We start from the raw sequence: 18,459 nt of genomic DNA, 5'->3' as shown, positions 1-18,459 counted from the left end.
CGTGTCCCGTCCCGCCGGTCGACCGGTCCGGCTCAGGCGCCGAGGACGGCACGCATCCGTCCGGCTGCACGATCCAGGTGCTCGCTGAAGGGCGCGTCCGAGTCGTCCGCCAACCAGCACGTCAGCGTGGTCTGGAAGAGCTCGGCCGTCACGCCGGCCAGGACCTCGGCCGTGAGCGGTTCCTCGCCCCGACGGAGGAACCCGTCACGGACGGCCAGGCGCAGATCCGCCTGTTTGCGGAGGTCACGTTCGCGCAGGGCCGGCTCGCTGTCGATGATCTGCCGGGCCGCCCGGATCTCGGCGCGCTGCGGTTCGAAGCGGTGCGCTGCGAGGTCCCGCAGTCCGCGCAGCACGACCGTGACGGGATCGACGTCGCGCGGTGCTGCTGCCAGCATCCGTGTCGCGATCGCCGGGATCTCGTCGTCACCGAAGAAGACTTCGCGTTTGTCGCTGAAGTGCCGGAAGAACGTGCGTCGGGTCAGCCCGGCACGATCGACGATGTCCGGGACGGTGGTCGCGGCGAAGCCCCGCTCGGCGAACAGCTCCATCGCTGCCGTGCGCAACCGGTCGCGGGAGTCAGGAGCCCATCTCGCCATGGCGCTCAGCTTAGGGGTGATGGCACTCCGTGTCATTGTGGGCTAGTGTGATGACACCGGGTGTCATCACCACCAGCGAGAGGTCCACCATGTCCCAGAACACCGCCGCCGTACTCCGCGCACCGCGGACCCCGCTCGTCGTCGAGTCCGCACCCATGCCCGGACCCCGCCCGGACGAGGTCGTCGTCCGGGTCCGTGCGGTCGCGGTCAACCCGGTCGACTGGATCATCCAGGGGACCGGATCGGTGACGTACCGCTGGTTGCAGACCCCCGCGGTCCTCGGGTCGGACGTGGCGGGCGAGGTCGTCGCCGTCGGGTCCGGCGTCACGCGGTTCGCCGTCGGCGACCGGGTGTTCGGGCTCGCGACGGGGACGGACCGGGGGCGTGACCCTCGGCACGAGGGTGCGTTCCAGCAGTACACCGCGCTCCTCGAACGGCTGACGGCGCCCACGCCGGACGGGATGTCCGACGAACAGGCCGTCGTCGTGCCGCTCGGCGCGTCGACGGCGGCGTGCGCGCTCTTCCAGCCGAGGCACCTCGGGCTGTCGATGCCCGGCGGGGCAGCGCACGTGGACGCAGCGCGCGGGTCGGGCGTCGTGCTCGTGTGGGGCGGGTCGACGAGCGTGGGGATGAACGCCGTGCAGCTCGCGCGTGCCGCCGGGTACGACGTCGTCAGCACCGCGTCGCCGCGGAACGCCGATGCGGTGCGGGCCCTCGGTGCCGACGTCGTCGTCGACCACCACGATCCGGACGCGGTCGCCCAGCTCGTGCAGGGCATCGCCGGGCGCCGCGTCCTGGGGGCGGTGGCGATCGGCACCGGATCCGCGGACGCATGCCTGCGGGTGCTGCGTCGGACCGGAGGTGACGTCCTGGCGATGGCGAGCACGTCCGTGTCGCTCGACGGGCTCGCCGGACGCCGGCGCTTGTTCCCGGCGATGCTCCCCGTCTTCACCCGCATCGGGCTCGGCATGGCGGGCTTCACGATCCGTGCGCGTCGTGCCGGGGTGCGCACCGCGTTCATCTGGGGGAGCAGCCTGCGGGACGACGAGGTCGGACGTCGGCTGTGGTCCGAGACGCTGCCGGCAGGGCTCGCCGACGGGACCCTGCAGGCGGTCCCTGCCCCCGTGGTCGCCGGCACGGGGCTCGGCGCCGTGCAGGGCGCCCTCGACCGCCAGCGTGCCGGGGTGTCGGCGCAGAAGGTCGTCGTGACCCTCTGACCGGCGGTGGCTCAGCCGGCGGTGGCTCAGCCGGCGGTGGCTCAGCCGGCGAGGAACGCCCCCACGGCACCGTGCAGTGCGGCGAGGTCCTCGACGTGCACGAGTTCCCGCGCCGAGTGCATCGACAGCAGCCCCACGCCGATGTCCACCGTCGGGATCCCGAGGCGCGTCGCCGCGATCGGGCCGATCGTCGAACCGCCGGGGATCGTGTTGACGTTGACGAACGGCTGGAACGGCACGCCGGCAGCGGCACAGGCGGCAGCGAAGACGGCCTCGCCCTTCGCCTCGGTCATGTAGCGCTGGTTCGCGCTGATCTTGAGGAGCGGACCGCCGCCCGGCCGCGGTCGGTTGGTCGGGTCGTGCTTCTCCGCGTAGTTCGGGTGGACCAGGTGCCCGGCGTCGCTCGACAGCAACCACGACGCACGGAACGCCCGCGCGGCGTCGGAGCGGCTGGCGCCGAGTCCTTCCTGGACCCGCGCGAGGACGTCCTCGAGGAACGGCCCGCCCGCACCGGACGGCGTCGCGGACCCGACCTCTTCGTGGTCGAACGCCGCGAACACCGGGATGTGCTCGCCGTCCGCCGGGGCATCCACGATGCCGCGGAGCCCGGCGTGCACGCTCGTCAGGTTGTCCATGCGGCCGGACGCCAGGAAGGACCCGTCGATCCCCACGCGCGCCGGGGCCTGGGTGTCGGCGAGGAAGAGGTCCCACGAGACGGCGGACGCACCGAGCCGGGCACGCAGCCAGGCCAGGGCGTCGACGCCGCTGGCCTCGGAACCGTCCGTGCCGACGACCGGGAGCGTGTGCCGCTGTCGGTCGATCTCGTTACCGGCGTTGACGCCGCGGTCGAGGTGGATCGCGAGGTTGGGGATCCGCGCCACGGCGTCGGTGCTGAGGAGCGTCACGGTGCCGTCCGTGTGCACGACGCGTCCGGCGATGCGCAGCTCACGGTCGAACCAGGTCGACAGGATCGGGCCGCCGTAGACCTCGACGTTGAGCTGCTCCCAGCCGCCGACCCGGACGACGGGGTTGGGCTTGAGGCGGAAGCCGGGGGAGTCCGTGTGGGCGCCCAGGATTCGGAACGGCGTGGTCGCCGAGGCGCCGTCGGGCAGTCGCCAGGCGATGACGGCACCGTCGCGGACCACGACGTACGCACCGGGCTCGGTCGGCCAGGCGTCCTGTTCCGCCAGTTCGACGAACCCGGCGGCGACGAGCCGGTCGCGGGCAACGGCCGCGGCGTGGAACGCCGTCGGCGACTCGGTGACGAAGTGGGCGAACTCGGAGGCGATGGCGTCGACGGTCACCGGACCATCGTGGCACGGGCCCCTGGCACCCCGACGCAGGACGGGGCGCGTCCGTCGGACGCGCCCCGTTCCTCCAGTCCGGGCTGGACTAGCTCTGGCTGTGGCCGGCCGAGCCGAGCACCGTCGCGGCCTCACCCACGCGGGCGGCCATCGCCGTCTCGGCGACCTTGCCCCAGGCGCGCGGGTCGTACTGCTTCTTGTTGCCGACCTCGCCGTCGATCTTGAGGACGCCCTCGTAGTTGCTGAACATCGAGCCCGCGATCGAGCGCGTGAACGCGTACTGCGTGTCCGTGTCGATGTTCATCTTGATGACGCCGTTGCGGACCGCCTCGTGGATCTCGTCGTCGGTCGAACCGGAGCCGCCGTGGAAGACGAGGTCGAGCGGGTTCTCGCCGGTGCCGTGCTTGGCGGCGACGGCGGCCTGGATCTCACCGAGGAGCTCCGGCCGGAGCTTGACGTTGCCGGGCTTGTACACGCCGTGCACGTTGCCGAAGGTCAGTGCGGCGATCCAGCGGCCACGGTCGCCCAGCCCGAGCGCGTCGACGACCCGCTCGACGTCGCCCGAGGTCGTGTACAGGGCGTCGTTCGTGCCCTCGTGCTCGACGCCGTCCTCTTCGCCGCCGACGACGCCGATCTCGACCTCGAGGATGGCGTTGATGTTGCGGGTCTTCTCGATCATCGTGCGCGCGATCTCGATGTTCTCGTCGAGCGGCACGGCCGAGCCGTCCCACATGTGCGACTGGAAGATCGGGTTGCGTCCGTGGCGGACCTCTTCCTCGCTGGCCGCGATGAGCGGGAGCACGAAGCCGTCGAGGGCGTCCTTCGGGCAGTGGTCCGTGTGCAGCGCGACCGTGATCGGGTAGTTCTTCGCGACCTCGTGGGCGAACTTCGCCATTGCGAGCGCACCGGCGGCACGGTTCTTGACGGTGTGCCCGGCGAAGTAGTCGGCGCCGCCCGTCGTCACCTGCAGGATGCCGTCGGAACCCGCCTCGGTCAGGCCCTGCAGGACCGCGTTGATGGTCTGCGACGAGGACACGTTGACCGCGGGGTAGGCGAACTTGCCGGCCTTCGCGCGGTCGATCATCTCGGCGTACTGTTCCGGCGTTGCGATGGGCACGTGGATCTCCTTCGACTCGGTGGCGTCCGCTCCGATCGTAGTCAGGGCATCCGGGGTGTGACCTGGTCTGCACATCCGTCCGCGCCGTGCGGCCGCTGGGTCTGCCCTCGGTAGGCTGCACGACGTGACTCCCACCACTGAGACTGGCTCCCTGTTCCTCCAGCCCGACCGCAACCTGGCGCTCGAACTCGTGCGTGCGACCGAGGCGGCGGCGATCCGAGCGCAGCCGTGGGTGGGGCGTGGCGAGAAGAACCTGGCCGACGGCGCCGCGGTCGACGCGATGCGCAAGTTCCTCGGCACGGTGAACTTCGACGGTGTCGTCGTGATCGGCGAGGGCGAGAAGGACAACGCCCCGATGCTCTACAACGGCGAGCACGTGGGCAACGGCCACGGCCCGGCGTGTGACATCGCGGTCGACCCGATCGACGGCACCTCGCTCACCGCCGCCGGCCGCCAGAACGCCATCTCGGTGATGGCCGTCTCGGACCGTGGCTCCATGTACGACCCGAGCGCCGTGTTCTACATGGACAAGATCGCCGCCGGCCCCGAGGGGCGTGGCGTGCTCGACCTCGAGAAGCCGATCGGCGAGAACATCCGCGCGCTGGCGACGGCGAAGGGCAAGGACCTCGAGGACATGGTCGTCGCCGTGCTCGACCGTCCGCGCCACGACGAGCTCATCCGGGCGATCCGTGCCACGGGCGCCGGGACCCGTCTGCTGCTCGACGGCGACGTCGCCGGTGGCATCGCTGCGGCACTGCCCGGATCGAACATCGACATGTGCGTCGGTGTCGGCGGCACCCCCGAGGGCATCATCACCGCGTGCGCGATCAAGGCGCTCGGCGGGGTCATCCTCGGCAAGCTGCAGCCCAAGGACGACGAGGAGCGCGAGCGCGCGGTCGCGGCCGGTCACGACCTGGACAAGGTCCTCGACCAGGACGACCTGGTCACGGGCGACAACACGTTCTTCGTCGCGACGGGTGTGACCGACGGTGTGCTGGTGGACGGCGTCCGTCGTTCGCGCGGTGTGATCCACACGGACTCGCTCGTGCTGCGGTCGCGCTCGAACACGATCCGCCGCATCCAGGCCGACCACCGCGCCGAGAAGTGGTTCTGATCCGCAGGGTCTGACCCGCTGATCCCGGCCGGCCGGCCGGCTGGCCAGCCCGAGTCGCGCCCCCGCATGACCATCGCGCCCCGTTCCCACGGGGCGCGATGTGCGTCAGGGGGTGCGATGCGGCCGGGCCGGGCCGGCAAGCGCGGGCCGCCCGCCGGGCCGGGCCGGCAAGCGCGGGCCTCCCGCCGGGCCGGGCGGGCAAGCGCGGGCCTCCGCCCGCCGGGCCGGGCCGCGCGGCCGGCTAGTCCTCGTCGAGGGCACCGACGAGCTCGGGAGCGGTCAGCAGGCGCGGCTCGTCCTCGACGGTGGCGGGGGCCGCGATGACCTTCGACTCGTCGAGCAGCGACAGCCGCCGGGCACTCGGGAGCACCTGGCGCTCGAGCGACCCCACGAACCGGTTGTAGTCGACGACGCTGCCCCGGATCGTCCGGCCCAGCTTGTCGACGTGCCCCGCCATGGTCGACAGCCGTCCGTAGAGCTCGCGCGACACCCGGAACAGTTCGCGTGCCTCGGCGGTGACGACGTCCTGCTGCCACGAGAACGCCACCGTCTTCAGCACCGACCAGAGGGTGACCGGCGAGGCCAGGGCCACCCGCTGCCGGAACGCGTGGTCGAGCAGCCCGGGGTCGGCGGCCAGGGCGCTCGCGATCAGGGACTCGGACGGGATGAACGCGATCGTGAGCTCGGGGGAGGCGTCGTAGCCGGACCAGTACTCACGTGCGGCCAGTGCGTCGACGTGCGCCCGCAGCGCCTTGACGTGCTGTGCGATCAAGGCGTCGCGTCGGGCGCCCTCGGCACCGCCGGCGGTCGCGGGGATCTCGGCGGCCTCCAGGTAGGCGCTGAACGGCACCTTGGCGTCGACGGCGATGCTCTTGCCCCCGGGCAGGTGCACGATCATGTCGGGTCGCGCGGCACCGACCGACGTGGTGACGGAGGACTGCACGTCGAAGTCGACCCGCTCGAGCAGCCCCGCGGCCTCGACCACGTTGCGCAGCTGGGTCTCGCCCCACACGCCGCGCGTGTTGTTCGACGACAGGGCGCTCGCGAGGGTCTCGGCGGTGGCACGCAGGCGCTCCCCGGACTCGGCGGCGGAGCGCAGCTGCGTCGCGATCGCACCGTACTGCTCGCTGCGGGACCGTTCGAGCTCGGCGATCTTGGCGCGCATGACGTCGAGCGTGTCAGCGACGGGGCTGAGGGCGGTCAGGACCTTGGACTCGTCCTGGGCACGAGCGGACTCGGCACCGTGCATGCGCTGCACGAGGTGCTCGAGCTCGGCGGCGCGACGTTCGAGCGAGTCGACCTGTCGCCGGTACTGCGTGTCCTGGGCGTCGAGGCGGTCGTCCGCGTCGTGGCGGACCTCGTCGAGGCGGACACGCAGGGCGTCAGCGGTCGCGACGGCCGTGGCCGCTGTCGCGCCGGCGCGTGCGCGAGCGACCGCGGCGCCCGCCAGGGCGCCGACCAGCAGGCCGAGCAGCAGGCCGATGAGCAGGGCGGTGAAGTCCATGCCCAGACCTTCGCAGGTCCCACCGACAGCGGCGGGGCGGGACCGTGGCGAGCCTCCAGACCGGTCCACGACCCGCGGTCCCGCTGCACCGCGGCCATGTAATGACATTAGGCCAAGCACGGTGTACAGTCGTGACCGTCCGCCGATGAAGCCGCACGGAAGGTCCCTCGCGTCGCATGACCAATGAAGCTCCCCACGCCTACGACGTCATCACCATGGGGCGCGTGAGCGTCGACATCTACCCGCAGCAGACCGGTCCCCTCGAGGACGTCACCTCGTTCTCCAAGTCCGTCGGCGGCAGTGCCACGAACGTCGCGATCGCCGCGGCGCAGCACGGCGCCGACACGGCGGTCATCACCCGCACGGGCAACGACCCCTTCGGCCGCTACATCGCACGGACCCTGCCGGAGTTCGGGGTCGCCAACGCGTTCGTCGAGACGGTGGACGGCCTGAACACCCCCGTGGCGTTCTGCGAGGTCTTCCCGCCGGACGACTTCCCGCTGTACTTCTACCGCGCGCCCAAGGCCCCGGACCTGATGATCACCGCGAAGTCGTTGCCGCTGCACGAGATCGAGCGTGCGCGGGTGTTCTGGACCACGGTCACCGGCCTGAGCGAGGAGCCGAGCCGACAGGCGCACCACGTCGCGTACGCGGCCCGGACCGCCTCCGAGCACCGCACGAAGTCGCACACCGTGCTCGACCTGGACTACCGCGCGATGTTCTGGTCCTCGCCCGAGGCCGCGACGCGCGAGGTCGCCGTCGCCCTCGAGCACGCCACCGTCGCCGTCGGCAACCGCGAGGAGTGCGAGGTCGCGGTCGGCGAGACCGACCCCGTCCGCGCCGCCGACGCGCTGCTCGAGCGCGGCGTCGAGGTCGCGATCGTGAAGCAGGGTCCGAAGGGCGTCCTCGCCAAGACCCGCGACGAGTTCGTCGAACTCCGCCCGCACCGCATCGACGTCGTCAACGGGCTCGGCTCCGGCGACGGGTTCGGCGGCGCGCTCACCCACGGACTGCTGCAGGGGTGGGGCCTGGAGCGGACGCTCGCGTTCGCGAACGCCGCCGGCGCGATCGTCGCCACGCGGTTCGAGTGCTCCACGGCGATGCCGACGAGCGACGAGATCGAGCAGTTCCTGCAGCAGAACCCGACGGAGGAGGCAGTCAGTGCCTGAGATCAGCAGCACGACGTTCCAGCGGCTCCGCGACGCGCGCGCGAGTGCGCCCGAGACCGTCGCCGACACCCTCGCGGCCCGGACCAGGCGCCCGCTGCTCGGTGACGACGGCAAGCTCTTCATCGTCGCCGCGGACCACCCCGCCCGCGGCGCCCTCGCCGTCCGCGACGACGAATCCGCGATGGCCGACCGCTACGACCTGCTCGAACGGCTCGTCGTCGCCCTGGGCCGCCCCGGCGTCGACGGCGTGCTCGGCACGCCGGACATCCTCGAGGACCTCGCGCTCCTCGGCGCCCTCGACGGCAAGGTGGTCGTGGGCTCCATGAACCGCGGGGGGCTCCGCGGTTCGACGTTCGAGATGGACGACCGCTACACCGCGTACTCGGCGGCCGCCATCGCCCGTGCAGGGCTCGACTTCGCCAAGCTGCTGGTGCGCGTGAACCTCGCCGACGCCGGGACCGCACCCACGCTCGAGGCCACCGCCCGCGCGGTGTCCGAGGCCGCGGCGCACCGGCTGCCGATCATGCTCGAGCCCTTCATGTCGGACTGGCGGGACGGCCGCGTCGTCAACGACCTGTCGGCCGAGGCCGTCATCACGTCGATGGCGATCGCCGCGGGGCTCGGCGAGACGAGCGCGTACAGCTGGCTCAAGATCCCGGTGGTCGACGACATGGAGCGCGTGATGGCGGCGACGACGCTGCCCACGCTGCTGCTGGGCGGCGACCCGTCGTCCCGACCGCTCGAGACGTACGCCCGGTGGGCGGACGCGCTGGCCCTGCCCGGGGTGCGCGGACTCGTCGTCGGACGCACCCTGCTCTACCCGCCCGACGGCGACGTGGCCTCGGCCGTCGACGTCGCCGCCGGTCTCGTCCACAGTGACGTCGCGCGCAGCGGTCCCGTCGACAGCGGTGCCGTCCACAGCCTGGAGGCCCGGACCGGGTCATCCACAGACCCGTACGACCCAGCCGCGCGGCTCGCCGGCGCCAGCACCATGGACTCGTCCATCCCGGAAGGAAGCACCGCATGACGACCACCGACCAGGTCACCACCACCGTCGGCCACTGGATCGACGGCACGCACGTCGCCTCGACCTCCGGCCGGACCGCACCCGTGTACGACCCCGCCCTCGGCGTCGCGACGAAGCAGGTCGCCCTGGCGGACGAGCGCGAGATCCAGGCGGCGATCGCCAGTGCCAAGGCAGCGTTCCCCGCGTGGAGCGAGCTGTCCCTGTCCAAGCGTCAGCAGATCCTCTTCGCCTTCAGGGAGGTCCTGAACCGCGACAAGGCCGAGCTCGCCGAGATCATCACGAGCGAGCACGGCAAGGTCATCGACGACGCCCTGGGCGAGATCGCCCGTGGGCAGGAAGTGGTCGAGCTCGCGACGAGCATCCCGCAGCTGCTCAAGGGCGAGTTCAGCGACCAGGTGTCCACCGGCATCGACGTCTACTCGATCCGCCAGCCGCTCGGTGTCGTCGGCATCATCAGCCCGTTCAACTTCCCCGCCATGGTGCCGCTGTGGTTCCTGCCGATCGCGATCGCCGCGGGCAACACCGTCGTGCTGAAGCCGAGCGAGAAGGACCCGAGCGCCGCCATCTGGCTCGCGCGCAAGTTCCAGGAAGCCGGGTTGCCCGACGGGGTCTTCACCGTCCTGAACGGCGACAAGGCCGCGGTCGACGGCCTGCTCACCAGCCCCGACGTCGAGTCGATCTCCTTCGTCGGGTCGACCCCGATCGCGCAGTACGTCTACGAGACCGGCACGAAGCACGGCAAGCGCGTGCAGGCCCTCGGCGGCGCGAAGAACCACATGCTCGTGCTCCCCGACGCCGACCTCGACCTGGTGGCGGACAACGCGATCAACGCGGGCTTCGGGTCGGCGGGCGAGCGCTGCATGGCGATCTCGGTCGTCGTCGCGGTCGAGCCCGTGGCCGACGAGCTCATCCAGAAGATCTCCGAGCGCGCGGCGACGCTGCGCATCGGCGACGGTCGTCGCGGCTGCGACATGGGTCCGCTCGTCACGCAGCAGCACCGCGACAAGGTGGCCTCGTACATCGAGGTCGCCGAACAGGACGGTGCCGTGGTCGTGGTCGACGGCCGTGACGTGCAGCCCGACGGTGACGAGAACGGGTTCTGGCTCGGTCCGACGCTGATCGACCGCGTCCCGACGACCAGCCGCGTCTACACCGAGGAGATCTTCGGCCCCGTGCTGTCGGTCGTCCGTGTGGACTCGTACGAGGCGGGCCTCGAGCTCATCAACTCCGGCGCCTTCGGCAACGGCACCGCGATCTTCACCAACGACGGTGGCGCTGCCCGGCGGTTCCAGCGCGACGTGCAGGTCGGCATGATCGGCATCAACGTCCCGATCCCGGTCCCCGTGGCGTACTACTCGTTCGGCGGGTGGAAGAACTCGCTGTTCGGCGACCACAAGGCGTACGGCGCCGACGGCGTGAGCTTCTTCACCCGCCAGAAGGCCATCACCTCGCGCTGGTTGGACCCGTCGCACGGCGGCATCAACCTCGGCTTCCCGTCGAACGGCTGATCGCGGCATGACGAACGACACCTGGTTCATCCTGCGGGGGAGCCGGTCCGAAGACGGCTGGACCGACGTGGTCGACGACCGCATCGACGGCTGGACGCACACCGGTCTGCGCACGGGCACGGTCACGGACGGCGGCGAACTCCGCCTGGCCTCGGCGGCGGTCGAGCGCATCGTCGTGCCCCTCGCCGGCAGCTTCCACGTCGCCTTCGCCGGCAGTGCGGGCACGGGGTCGCAGTCGCTCGAGGGTCGCGCGAGCGTCTTCGACGGCCCGACCGACGTGCTGTACCTGGGCTCCGGGTCCTCGGCGACGATCGGCGGCGCTGGCCGCATCGCGGTGGCCGAGGTCCCGACGGACCAGGTCAAGGCGACCACGTACATCCCCCGCCGGGTCGTGCCGGTCGAGCTCCGCGGCGCCGGGCAGTCGAGTCGTCAGGTGCACAACTTCGGCACCCCGGCCGCGCTCGATGCGGTGAAGGCGATCGTGTGCGAGGTCATCACGCCGGCGGGCAACTGGTCGTCGTACCCGCCGCACAAGCACGACACCCACCGCGACGGAGTCGAGTCGAACCTCGAGGAGATCTACTACTACGAGTCCGCCGTGGCCCGTGGGGTGGATGCCCCCGACACCGCCGAGCCGTTCGCGCTGCACCGCACGTACGCCTCGGACGACCGCCCGATCGACGAGTTCCGCCAGGTCCGCACCGGCGACATCGCGCTGGTGCCGTACGGCTGGCACGGTCCCGCCGTGGCCGCCCCGGGCTACGACATGTACTACCTCAACGTGATGGCCGGGCCCGACCCGGAGCGCGTCTGGAACATCACCGACGACCCTGCGCACGGCTGGGTCCGGCAGGTCTGGGAGTCGGAAGACATCGACCCGCGCCTGCCCTACGGAAGGAAGAACGCGTGACCGAGACGCGCCGCATGACCGTCGGCCAGGCCCTTGTCGAGTTCCTGGCGAACCAGTGGACCGTCGACGGTGACGTCCGCGAACGCACCATCCCGGGGATCTTCGGCATCTTCGGGCACGGCAACGTCGCCGGCGTGGGCCAGGCCATCAAGCAGCTCCACGTCGAGCAGCCCGGGCTGCTGCCCTACCACCAGGCCCGCAACGAGCAGGCGATGGTGCACCAGGCCGTCGCGTTCGCGCGGATGCACCGTCGTCGCGCGACCTTCGCGGCCACGGCATCGGTCGGCCCCGGCGCGGCCAACATGCTGACGGCGGCGGCACTCGCCACGACGAACCGGCTGCCCGCGCTGCTGCTGCCCTCGGACACCTTCGCCACCCGCACGACCGACCCGGTGCTGCAGCAGATCGAGATGCCGCACGACACCTCACTCCAGGTCACCGACGCGTTCCGCCCGCTCTCGCGCTACTTCGACCGGGTCGAACGCCCCGAGCAGCTCTTCTCGATCGCGCTCGCCGCGATGCGCGTCCTGACCGACCCCGCCGAGACGGGTGCGGTCACGATCGCGCTGCCCGAGGACGTGCAGGCCGAACAGTTCGACGTCCCGGTCGCGTTCCTGCAGCCACGCGACTGGCACATCCGCCGACCGCTGCCCGAACGCGGCCCCTTGGCGCGAGCCGTCGCCGCGATCCGTGGCGCATCCCGTCCGGTCATCGTGGCCGGCGGCGGCGTGCTGTACTCCGACGCCGCGGCCGAGCTCGCCGCGTTCGTCGAGGCGACCGGCATCCCCGTGGGCACCTCGCAGGCCGGCGGCGGGTCGCTCGTGTGGGACCACCCGCAGTACCTCGGCGGCATCGGCGCGACCGGCACGGCGGCCGCCAACGCGATCGCCGCACAGGCCGACGTCGTGATCGGCATCGGCACCCGGTACAGCGACTTCACGACCGCGTCGCGCACCGCGTTCCAGGACCCGGACGTCACGTTCGTCAACGTCAACGTCGCGGCGTTCGACGCGTACAAGCACGGCTCGCAGCTGCCGGTGGTCGCGGATGCGCGCGAGTCGCTGGTCGCGCTGCGCGAGGAGCTCGCGTCGTACTCGGTGGACGCCGGGTACGCCGACGAGGTCGCGACCCGCAAGCGCGACTGGGACGCCGTCGTCGACGCCGCGTTCGCCCCGTCAGGCAACGCCCTGCCGGGCCAGACGGAGATCATCGGCGCGGTGCAGTCCGTCTCGGACCCGCGCGACGTCGTGATCCAGGCGGCCGGGTCGCTGCCCGGGGACCTGCACAAGCTCTGGCGCGTGCGCGACGAGCTCGGGTACCACGTCGAGTACGCGTTCTCGTGCATGGGCTACGAGATCGCCGGCGGCATCGGCGTCCGTCGCGCAGCCCCCGACCGCGACGCGATCGTGATGGTCGGGGACGGGTCGTACCTGATGCTGCACACCGAGCTCGTCACGGCCGTGGCCGAGGGCATCAAGATCATCGTCGTGCTCATCCAGAACCACGGGTACGCCTCGATCGGACACCTGTCGGAGACCGTCGGATCCGAGCGCTACGGCACGCGGTACCGCTACCTGGACGAGACGCAGTCGTTCGACAACGGGGACCCGCTGCCCGTCGACCTGGCGGCGAACGCCCGGTCGTACGGGGTCGACGTCATCGAGGTCCAGCCCGGTCCGGACGCCATCGAGGACCTCAAGGACGCCGTGCGCCAGGCGAAGGCGAACGACCACACCACCCTCGTGCACGTCAACTCCGACCCGCTCGTCTACGCGCCCGACGGCAACGGGTGGTGGGATGTGCCCGTCGCACAGACCTCGACCCTGCCGAGCACCCAGCAGGCCCGATCCGAGTACGAGCAGCAGGTCGCCGCCCAGCGGCCCCTGCTCGGTTGACCCACACCGCCCCGCACAGAAGGAAGACGACGCCGTCATGACCGACACCGCCAACGCCGCCTCGATCCGCATCGGCACCGCCCCTGACTCGTGGGGCGTCTGGTTCGCCGACGACCCGAAGCAGGTGCCGTGGCAGCGCTTCCTCGACGAGGCCAGCGCCGCCGGGTACCAGTGGATCGAGCTCGGCCCCTACGGGTACCTGCCGACCGACCCGGCACAGCTGTCGGACGAGCTCGCGTCGCGCGGGCTGCAGCTGTCCGCCGGCACCGTGTTCACCGGGTTCCACAAGGGCGACGACCAGTTCCAGCGCGCGTGGGACCAGGCCCTGGCGGTCGCCGGGCTCGCGGCCCAGCTCGGGGCCGAGCACCTCGTCACGATCCCCGACCTGTGGCGTTCGGACGCCACCGAAGCGGTCCTCGAGCCCCGCACGCTCGACGACGAGCAGTGGGAACGCCTGGGCAAGGGACACGACCAGCTGGGCAAGGCGCTGCTCGAGGAGTTCGGAGTCCACCAGCAGTTCCACACCCACGCGGACAGCCACATCGGCACCTACCGCGAGACCGTCCGGTTCCTGTCGGTGACCGACCCCGCGTACACGAACCTCTGCCTGGACACCGGGCACTTCGCGTACTACGGCGGCGACAACCTCAAGCTGATCGCCGAGCACCCCGACCGCATCGGGTACCTGCACCTGAAGCAGGTCGACACGGACCTGCTGTTCGACGTGCTGAAGAACGACGTGCCGTTCGGCACCGCGGTGGCGCACGGCATCATGACCGAGCCGCCGAACGGCACCCCGGCACTCGCTCCGGTCATCGAGGCCGTGGCCGCGATCAACCCGGAGATCTTCGGCATCGTCGAGCAGGACATGTACGGCTGCTCGGTCGACGCTCCCGGGCCGATCGCCGAGCGCACGTTCCAGCACATCCTCGGCTCGACCTCGGCCGCTCGCGCGTCCTGACGCACCGCGATCCACCACACCACTGCAGGAGCACAGCATGAGCACCACTGACAACCTCCGCGTCGCCGTCGTCGGCGCGGGCGCCATGGGCAGCGACCACATCCGTCGCATCACCGCGACCATCGCCGGCGCCGACGTCGTCGCGATCGTCGACCCCGACACCGCGCGGGCGACCGCCGCCGCCGGGAACGCACCGGGCGCGATCACCGCCGCGTCGTTCGAGGACGCCCTCGACAGCACCGAGATCGACGCGGTCATCGTCGCCACGCCGGGTTTCCTGCACGAGCCGGTCCTGGTGCCGGCCATCGAGCGCGGTCTGGCCGTGCTGTGCGAGAAGCCGCTCACGACGAGCGCCGAGGACTCGCTGCGGATCGTCGAGCTCGAACAGTCCTCGTCGGACCGGCCGAAGATCCAGGTCGGGTTCATGCGTCGGTTCGACAAGGGCTACCAGGAGCTCCGCGCGCTGCGGCAGTCCGGTGCCAATGGGGCACTGCTCGCGCTGCACCACGCGCACCGCAACCCGACCACGCCGCCGAACTTCAGCGAGTCGATGCTCATCCACGACTCGGTGATCCACGAGATCGACATCATCCCGTTCATCACGGGCGAGGCGATCACGAGCGTCGAGGTGAAGAAGCCGCGCCGGAACTCTCTGGCGCCGGCCGATCTGCCCGAGCCCCAGTTCGTCCTGTTCACCACCGAGTCCGGCACCATGGCGATCGTCGAGATCAACGTGAACGCCCAGTTCGGGTACCAGGTGACGACCGATGCCGTGTTCGAGTCCGGCGTCGCCTACATCGGGCGGGAGACGTCGCTGAACCTCGTGTCGCAGGGCGTCTCCGGACAGGGCGTCACGCCGTCCTTCGTCGAGCGCTTCGGCGCCGCGTACGACGAAGAGGTCCAGCGCTGGGTGAACGCCGCACGCAGCGGTGGCATCGACGGGCCCAGCGCCTGGGACGGCTACACGGCGTCGGTCGTGGCCGAGGTCGCGGTCCGCGCGCAGCAGTCCGGCGCACTCGAGACGGTCACCTACGCCACGGCGAAGCCGGCGTTCTACGACACCGCCGACACGGCGCCGCAGGGGGCGTAGCCCGTGCCGAAGATCGCCCTCGACCCCACGCCGTTCCACCACGACCTGTCGCTGCTCGAGTTCCCGCAGAAGGTGGCCGACCTGGGGTACGAGTACCTGCAGCTCACCCCGCACCGTGACTTCATCCCGTTCTTCCGGCACCCCAAGGCCGACGACGACCTGGTCGACGCGTTCGCCGCCGCGTGCGCAGACGCCGGGGTGCAGGTGGCCAGTGTGCTGCCGGTCCTGCGCTGGTCGGGACCGGACCGCGAGACCCGCGAGACCGCGGTCAAGCAGTGGAAGCGGGTGATCGAGATCACCAAGCGCCTGGGCGTCGACACCATCAACACCGAGTTCTCCGGTCGTCCCGAGCGCGCAGAGGAGTCCGAGGCACAGTTCTACTGGGCGATGGAGGAACTCCTGCCGATCATCGAGGACGCCGACCTGCGCGTGCTCATCGACCCGCATCCCGACGACTTCGTCGAGGACGGGCTCGAGGCGCTCCGGGTCATCCGCGGCCTGAACTCGAAGCACGTCGGGTTCGTCTACGTGGCCTGCCACACGTTCCACTACGGCGGGGACATGGACGCCGTCATCGACGCCGCGGGGGACTCTCTGGGGCTGGTGCACGTGGCCGATGCCTTCGATCACCGCCGGTCGCACGGGCTCCGCTACATCACGAACCCGCCGGGCAACGCCGTGCGCGTCCACCAGCATCTGCCGGTGGGACAGGGCGACGTCGACTTCGACCGGTTCTGGGCAGCGCTCGACCGCGTCGGGTTCTCGACACGCCCGGACACCGTCGCCGTGTCGAGTGTCTTCGCCGAGGACGAGAACGCCGACCAGGTCTCCCGCGCGCAACTCGACACGATCACGAAGGGACTGCACCGATGACGACGGCACCCACGACCGCACCCACGGCGGCAACCGCGGCAACCGCGACGACGGCCACCCGCGCCGGGGCGGCGACCACCGACCCCCGTCCCGTCACACTGCAGGCCGCCGAGCAGACGCCGACCGCCCTGTGGAACGACTCCGCCGACCCGCGTGAGCTGTCCACCGCCATCCACCGGTACGGCGCCGTCGGGGCCACGTGCAACCCGGTCATCGCCTACACCTGCATCAAGCAGGACCCCGACACGTGGGTGCCGCGCATCCGGCAGATCGCGGCGGAGCACCCGACCGCGGGGGAGTCCTGGATCGGCTGGAAGGCTGTGGAGGAGCTCTCGATCGCGGCGGCCGCGCAGCTCCTGCCAGCGTTCGAGGCCTCCGGCGGGCGCAACGGCCGCCTGTCGATGCAGACCGACCCGCGCCTGCACCGCGACCAGGACGCCCTGGTCGAGCAGGCCGTGCGGTTCTCCGGCCTCGCGCCGAACATCATCGTGAAGATCCCCGCGACGAAGACCGGGATCGCCGCGATCGAGGAAGCCGCCTACCGCGGGGTCTCGATCAACGCGACGGTGTCGTTCACGGTGGCCCAGGTCGTCGCCGTGGGCGAGGCCATCGAGCGTGCCCTCGACCGACGTGCTGCCGACGGACTCCCCGAGCAGGAGTTCGGCCACGTCGTCACGCTCATGGCCGGGCGCCTGGACGACTGGCTGAAGACCGCCGTCAAGCGCGACCACGTGCTGATCGACCCCGGGTACCTGGAGTGGGCCGGTGTCGCCGCGGTGAAGCACGCGTACCGGGTCTTCCAGCAGCGCGGGTTCCGCTCGCGGGTGCTCGTCGCTGCGTTCCGGAACGCGCTGCAGTGGTCCGAGTTCCAGGGCGGCGACCTGGTCGTCTCCCCGCCGTTCCAGTGGTCCGAGGACATCAACGACAACGCGGTCCCGTTCCGCCCGGACGCCATCGACGACGAGGTCCCCGCCCACGTGCTCGACGCCCTGCGTGCGGCGACGCCCGAGTTCGCCCGCGGGTACGACGTCGACGGCATGACGATCGACGAGTTCGACCGGTTCGGCGCCACGGTGACGACCCTGCGCCAGTTCCTGGACGCCGACGCGCAGCTCGACGCCCTGGTCCGCGACGTGCTCATCCCGGCGGCATGAACCCGACGAGCGGCCCGACGACGATCGGCGTCGGCCTGATCTCCGTCGGCTGGATGGGGCGGCTGCACTCGCGGGCGTACCGGGCGCTGCCCGACCACTTCCCGGAACTCGGCGTGCAGCCGCGGCTCGTGCTGGCGGCCGACCCCGTTCCCGAGGCTCGCCACCAGGCCGTCGACCGTCTCGGCTACGAGAGCGCCGTCGCCGACTACCACGAGGTGCTCGCCGACCCCGAGGTCGACGTCGTCTCGATCTGCTCGCCGAACTTCCTGCACCGCGAGATGGCGGTCGCCGCGGCGGCAGCCGGCAAGCCGTTCTGGATCGAGAAGCCGATGGGCCGGTACGCCAGCGACTCGCGTGCGATCCACGACGCCGTCCAGCGCGCCGGGGTCATCACGAGCGTCGGGTTCAACTACCGGCACGCCCCCGCGATCGAACGCGCACGCGAACTCGTCCGGAGTGGTCGACTCGGCCGGATCACGAACGTCCGCGGGTCGCTCCTGGCGGACTACTCGTCCGACCCCGACGCACCGCTGACCTGGCGCTTCGAACGCGAGCGCGCGGGCTCGGGCGTCCTCGGCGACCTGCTCTCACACGGTCTCGACCTGGCGCAGTACGTCGTCGGGCGGATCGCGAGCGTCACGGCCCTGGCCGAGACCGTGATCACGGACCGGCCGGTACCCGGTGCCGGGATCGTCGATCGGTCTGCTGCCGCCACGGGGGAGCGCAAGCCCGTCGAGAACGAGGACTACGCCGCCCTGCTCTTCCGCTTCGACGACGGTGCCGTCGGCACGATGGACTCCAGTCGGGTGATGCACGGGCCGCACGCCGAGTACACGTTCGAGGTGTACGGCACCCGCGGCTCGGTGCGCTGGGACTTCCAACGGCTCAACGAACTGCAGGTCGCCCTCGACGGGCAGGACGTCGACGGGTACGTCACACACTTCGTCGCACCTGGCGACGGCGACTTCGCGCGGTTCCAGCCCGGAGCCGGCACCGCGATGGGCTACGACGACCTGAAGA

Annotated in this window: 15 protein-coding genes and 1 pseudogene; 12 read left to right on the top strand and 4 right to left on the bottom strand. The window is 71.3% G+C overall.

Annotation, left to right across the window (positions count from 1 at the left end; all coding sequences use genetic code 11):
- Positions 1 to 32 precede the first annotated feature (32 nt).
- The gene (locus ASG04_RS08270) at positions 33 to 596 is read right to left on the bottom strand and encodes a TetR family transcriptional regulator (RefSeq protein WP_056122361.1); all 564 of its coding nucleotides are present in this window, start codon (positions 594 to 596) and stop codon (positions 33 to 35) included.
- Positions 597 to 685: 89 nt separating this feature from the next.
- On the opposite strand from ASG04_RS08270, the gene ASG04_RS08265 reads away from it, so the two are divergent.
- A complete protein-coding gene (locus ASG04_RS08265) occupies positions 686 to 1,813 on the top strand; it encodes a zinc-binding alcohol dehydrogenase family protein (RefSeq protein ID WP_056122358.1) in 1,128 nt (375 codons plus the stop codon).
- 41 nt (positions 1,814 to 1,854) lie between these two features.
- Here the strand turns inward: ASG04_RS08265 and ASG04_RS08260 are convergent, their stop codons facing one another.
- Together ASG04_RS08260 and fbaA are read right to left on the bottom strand one after the other, a co-directional pair.
- On the bottom strand, positions 1,855 to 3,117 hold the full coding sequence (locus ASG04_RS08260) for a M18 family aminopeptidase (RefSeq protein WP_056122355.1): 1,263 nt from the start codon (positions 3,115 to 3,117) through the stop codon (positions 1,855 to 1,857).
- Positions 3,118 to 3,205: 88 nt separating this feature from the next.
- Positions 3,206 to 4,234 carry a class II fructose-bisphosphate aldolase gene (gene fbaA / locus ASG04_RS08255; protein ID WP_056122350.1) on the bottom strand — a complete coding sequence of 343 codons (1,029 nt, stop codon included), beginning with the start codon at positions 4,232 to 4,234 and terminating at the stop codon, positions 3,206 to 3,208.
- Between the two features lie 124 nt (positions 4,235 to 4,358).
- On the opposite strand from fbaA, the gene glpX reads away from it, so the two are divergent.
- Positions 4,359 to 5,348, top strand: coding sequence for a class II fructose-bisphosphatase (glpX, locus tag ASG04_RS08250; RefSeq protein WP_056122346.1), 990 nt, complete (start codon positions 4,359 to 4,361; stop codon positions 5,346 to 5,348).
- A gap of 241 nt (positions 5,349 to 5,589) precedes the next feature.
- Here glpX and ASG04_RS08245 read toward each other — a convergent pair whose 3' ends face one another.
- Entirely contained in the window at positions 5,590 to 6,852 is a 1,263-nt protein-coding gene (locus ASG04_RS08245) for a DNA recombination protein RmuC (RefSeq protein ID WP_056122343.1), read from the bottom strand.
- Between the two features lie 176 nt (positions 6,853 to 7,028).
- Here ASG04_RS08245 and iolC point away from each other — a divergent pair, with 176 nt between their 5' ends.
- From iolC to ASG04_RS08195, 10 genes and pseudogenes are all read left to right on the top strand, one after another.
- Positions 7,029 to 8,021: a 5-dehydro-2-deoxygluconokinase gene (iolC, locus tag ASG04_RS08240; RefSeq protein ID WP_056122339.1), complete on the top strand. Its 993-nt coding sequence runs from the start codon at positions 7,029 to 7,031 to the stop codon at positions 8,019 to 8,021.
- The gene (locus tag ASG04_RS08235; RefSeq protein ID WP_056122337.1) at positions 8,014 to 9,048 is read left to right on the top strand and encodes a class I fructose-bisphosphate aldolase; all 1,035 of its coding nucleotides are present in this window, start codon (positions 8,014 to 8,016) and stop codon (positions 9,046 to 9,048) included. The genes iolC and ASG04_RS08235 overlap by 8 nt, the downstream gene beginning before the upstream one ends.
- Positions 9,045 to 10,556, top strand: coding sequence for a CoA-acylating methylmalonate-semialdehyde dehydrogenase (locus tag ASG04_RS08230; protein ID WP_056122335.1), 1,512 nt, complete (start codon positions 9,045 to 9,047; stop codon positions 10,554 to 10,556). The genes ASG04_RS08235 and ASG04_RS08230 overlap by 4 nt, the downstream gene beginning before the upstream one ends.
- Positions 10,557 to 10,563: 7 nt before the next feature.
- A complete protein-coding gene (gene iolB, locus ASG04_RS08225; protein ID WP_056122331.1) occupies positions 10,564 to 11,466 on the top strand; it encodes a 5-deoxy-glucuronate isomerase in 903 nt (300 codons plus the stop codon).
- A gap of 14 nt (positions 11,467 to 11,480) precedes the next feature.
- A complete protein-coding gene (iolD, locus tag ASG04_RS08220; RefSeq protein ID WP_200938473.1) occupies positions 11,481 to 13,361 on the top strand; it encodes a 3D-(3,5/4)-trihydroxycyclohexane-1,2-dione acylhydrolase (decyclizing) in 1,881 nt (626 codons plus the stop codon).
- Positions 13,362 to 13,398: 37 nt separating this feature from the next.
- On the top strand, positions 13,399 to 14,322 hold the full coding sequence (locus ASG04_RS08215; protein WP_056122325.1) for a sugar phosphate isomerase/epimerase family protein: 924 nt from the start codon (positions 13,399 to 13,401) through the stop codon (positions 14,320 to 14,322).
- Between the two features lie 37 nt (positions 14,323 to 14,359).
- Positions 14,360 to 15,412, top strand: a complete 1,053-nt coding sequence (locus tag ASG04_RS08210; protein WP_056122322.1) for a Gfo/Idh/MocA family protein — start codon at positions 14,360 to 14,362, stop codon at positions 15,410 to 15,412.
- A 3-nt stretch (positions 15,413 to 15,415) separates the two neighbouring features.
- Positions 15,416 to 16,285, top strand: coding sequence for a sugar phosphate isomerase/epimerase family protein (locus tag ASG04_RS08205; RefSeq protein ID WP_056122317.1), 870 nt, complete (start codon positions 15,416 to 15,418; stop codon positions 16,283 to 16,285).
- Positions 16,282 to 17,439: a transaldolase family protein gene (locus ASG04_RS08200; RefSeq protein WP_082517895.1), complete on the top strand. Its 1,158-nt coding sequence runs from the start codon at positions 16,282 to 16,284 to the stop codon at positions 17,437 to 17,439. Before ASG04_RS08205 ends, ASG04_RS08200 begins: the two co-directional genes overlap by 4 nt.
- Positions 17,436 to 18,459, top strand: a pseudogene (locus tag ASG04_RS08195) (Gfo/Idh/MocA family protein); the annotation flags it as partial. The gene ASG04_RS08200 and the pseudogene ASG04_RS08195, both read left to right, overlap by 4 nt.

It is taken from the genome of Curtobacterium sp. Leaf183 (assembly GCF_001424385.1).
In the GTDB taxonomy this organism is placed as follows: domain Bacteria; phylum Actinomycetota; class Actinomycetes; order Actinomycetales; family Microbacteriaceae; genus Curtobacterium.
Note: the sequence above shows the minus strand (reverse complement) of the source record. Positions and strands in the feature narration are given on the sequence as shown.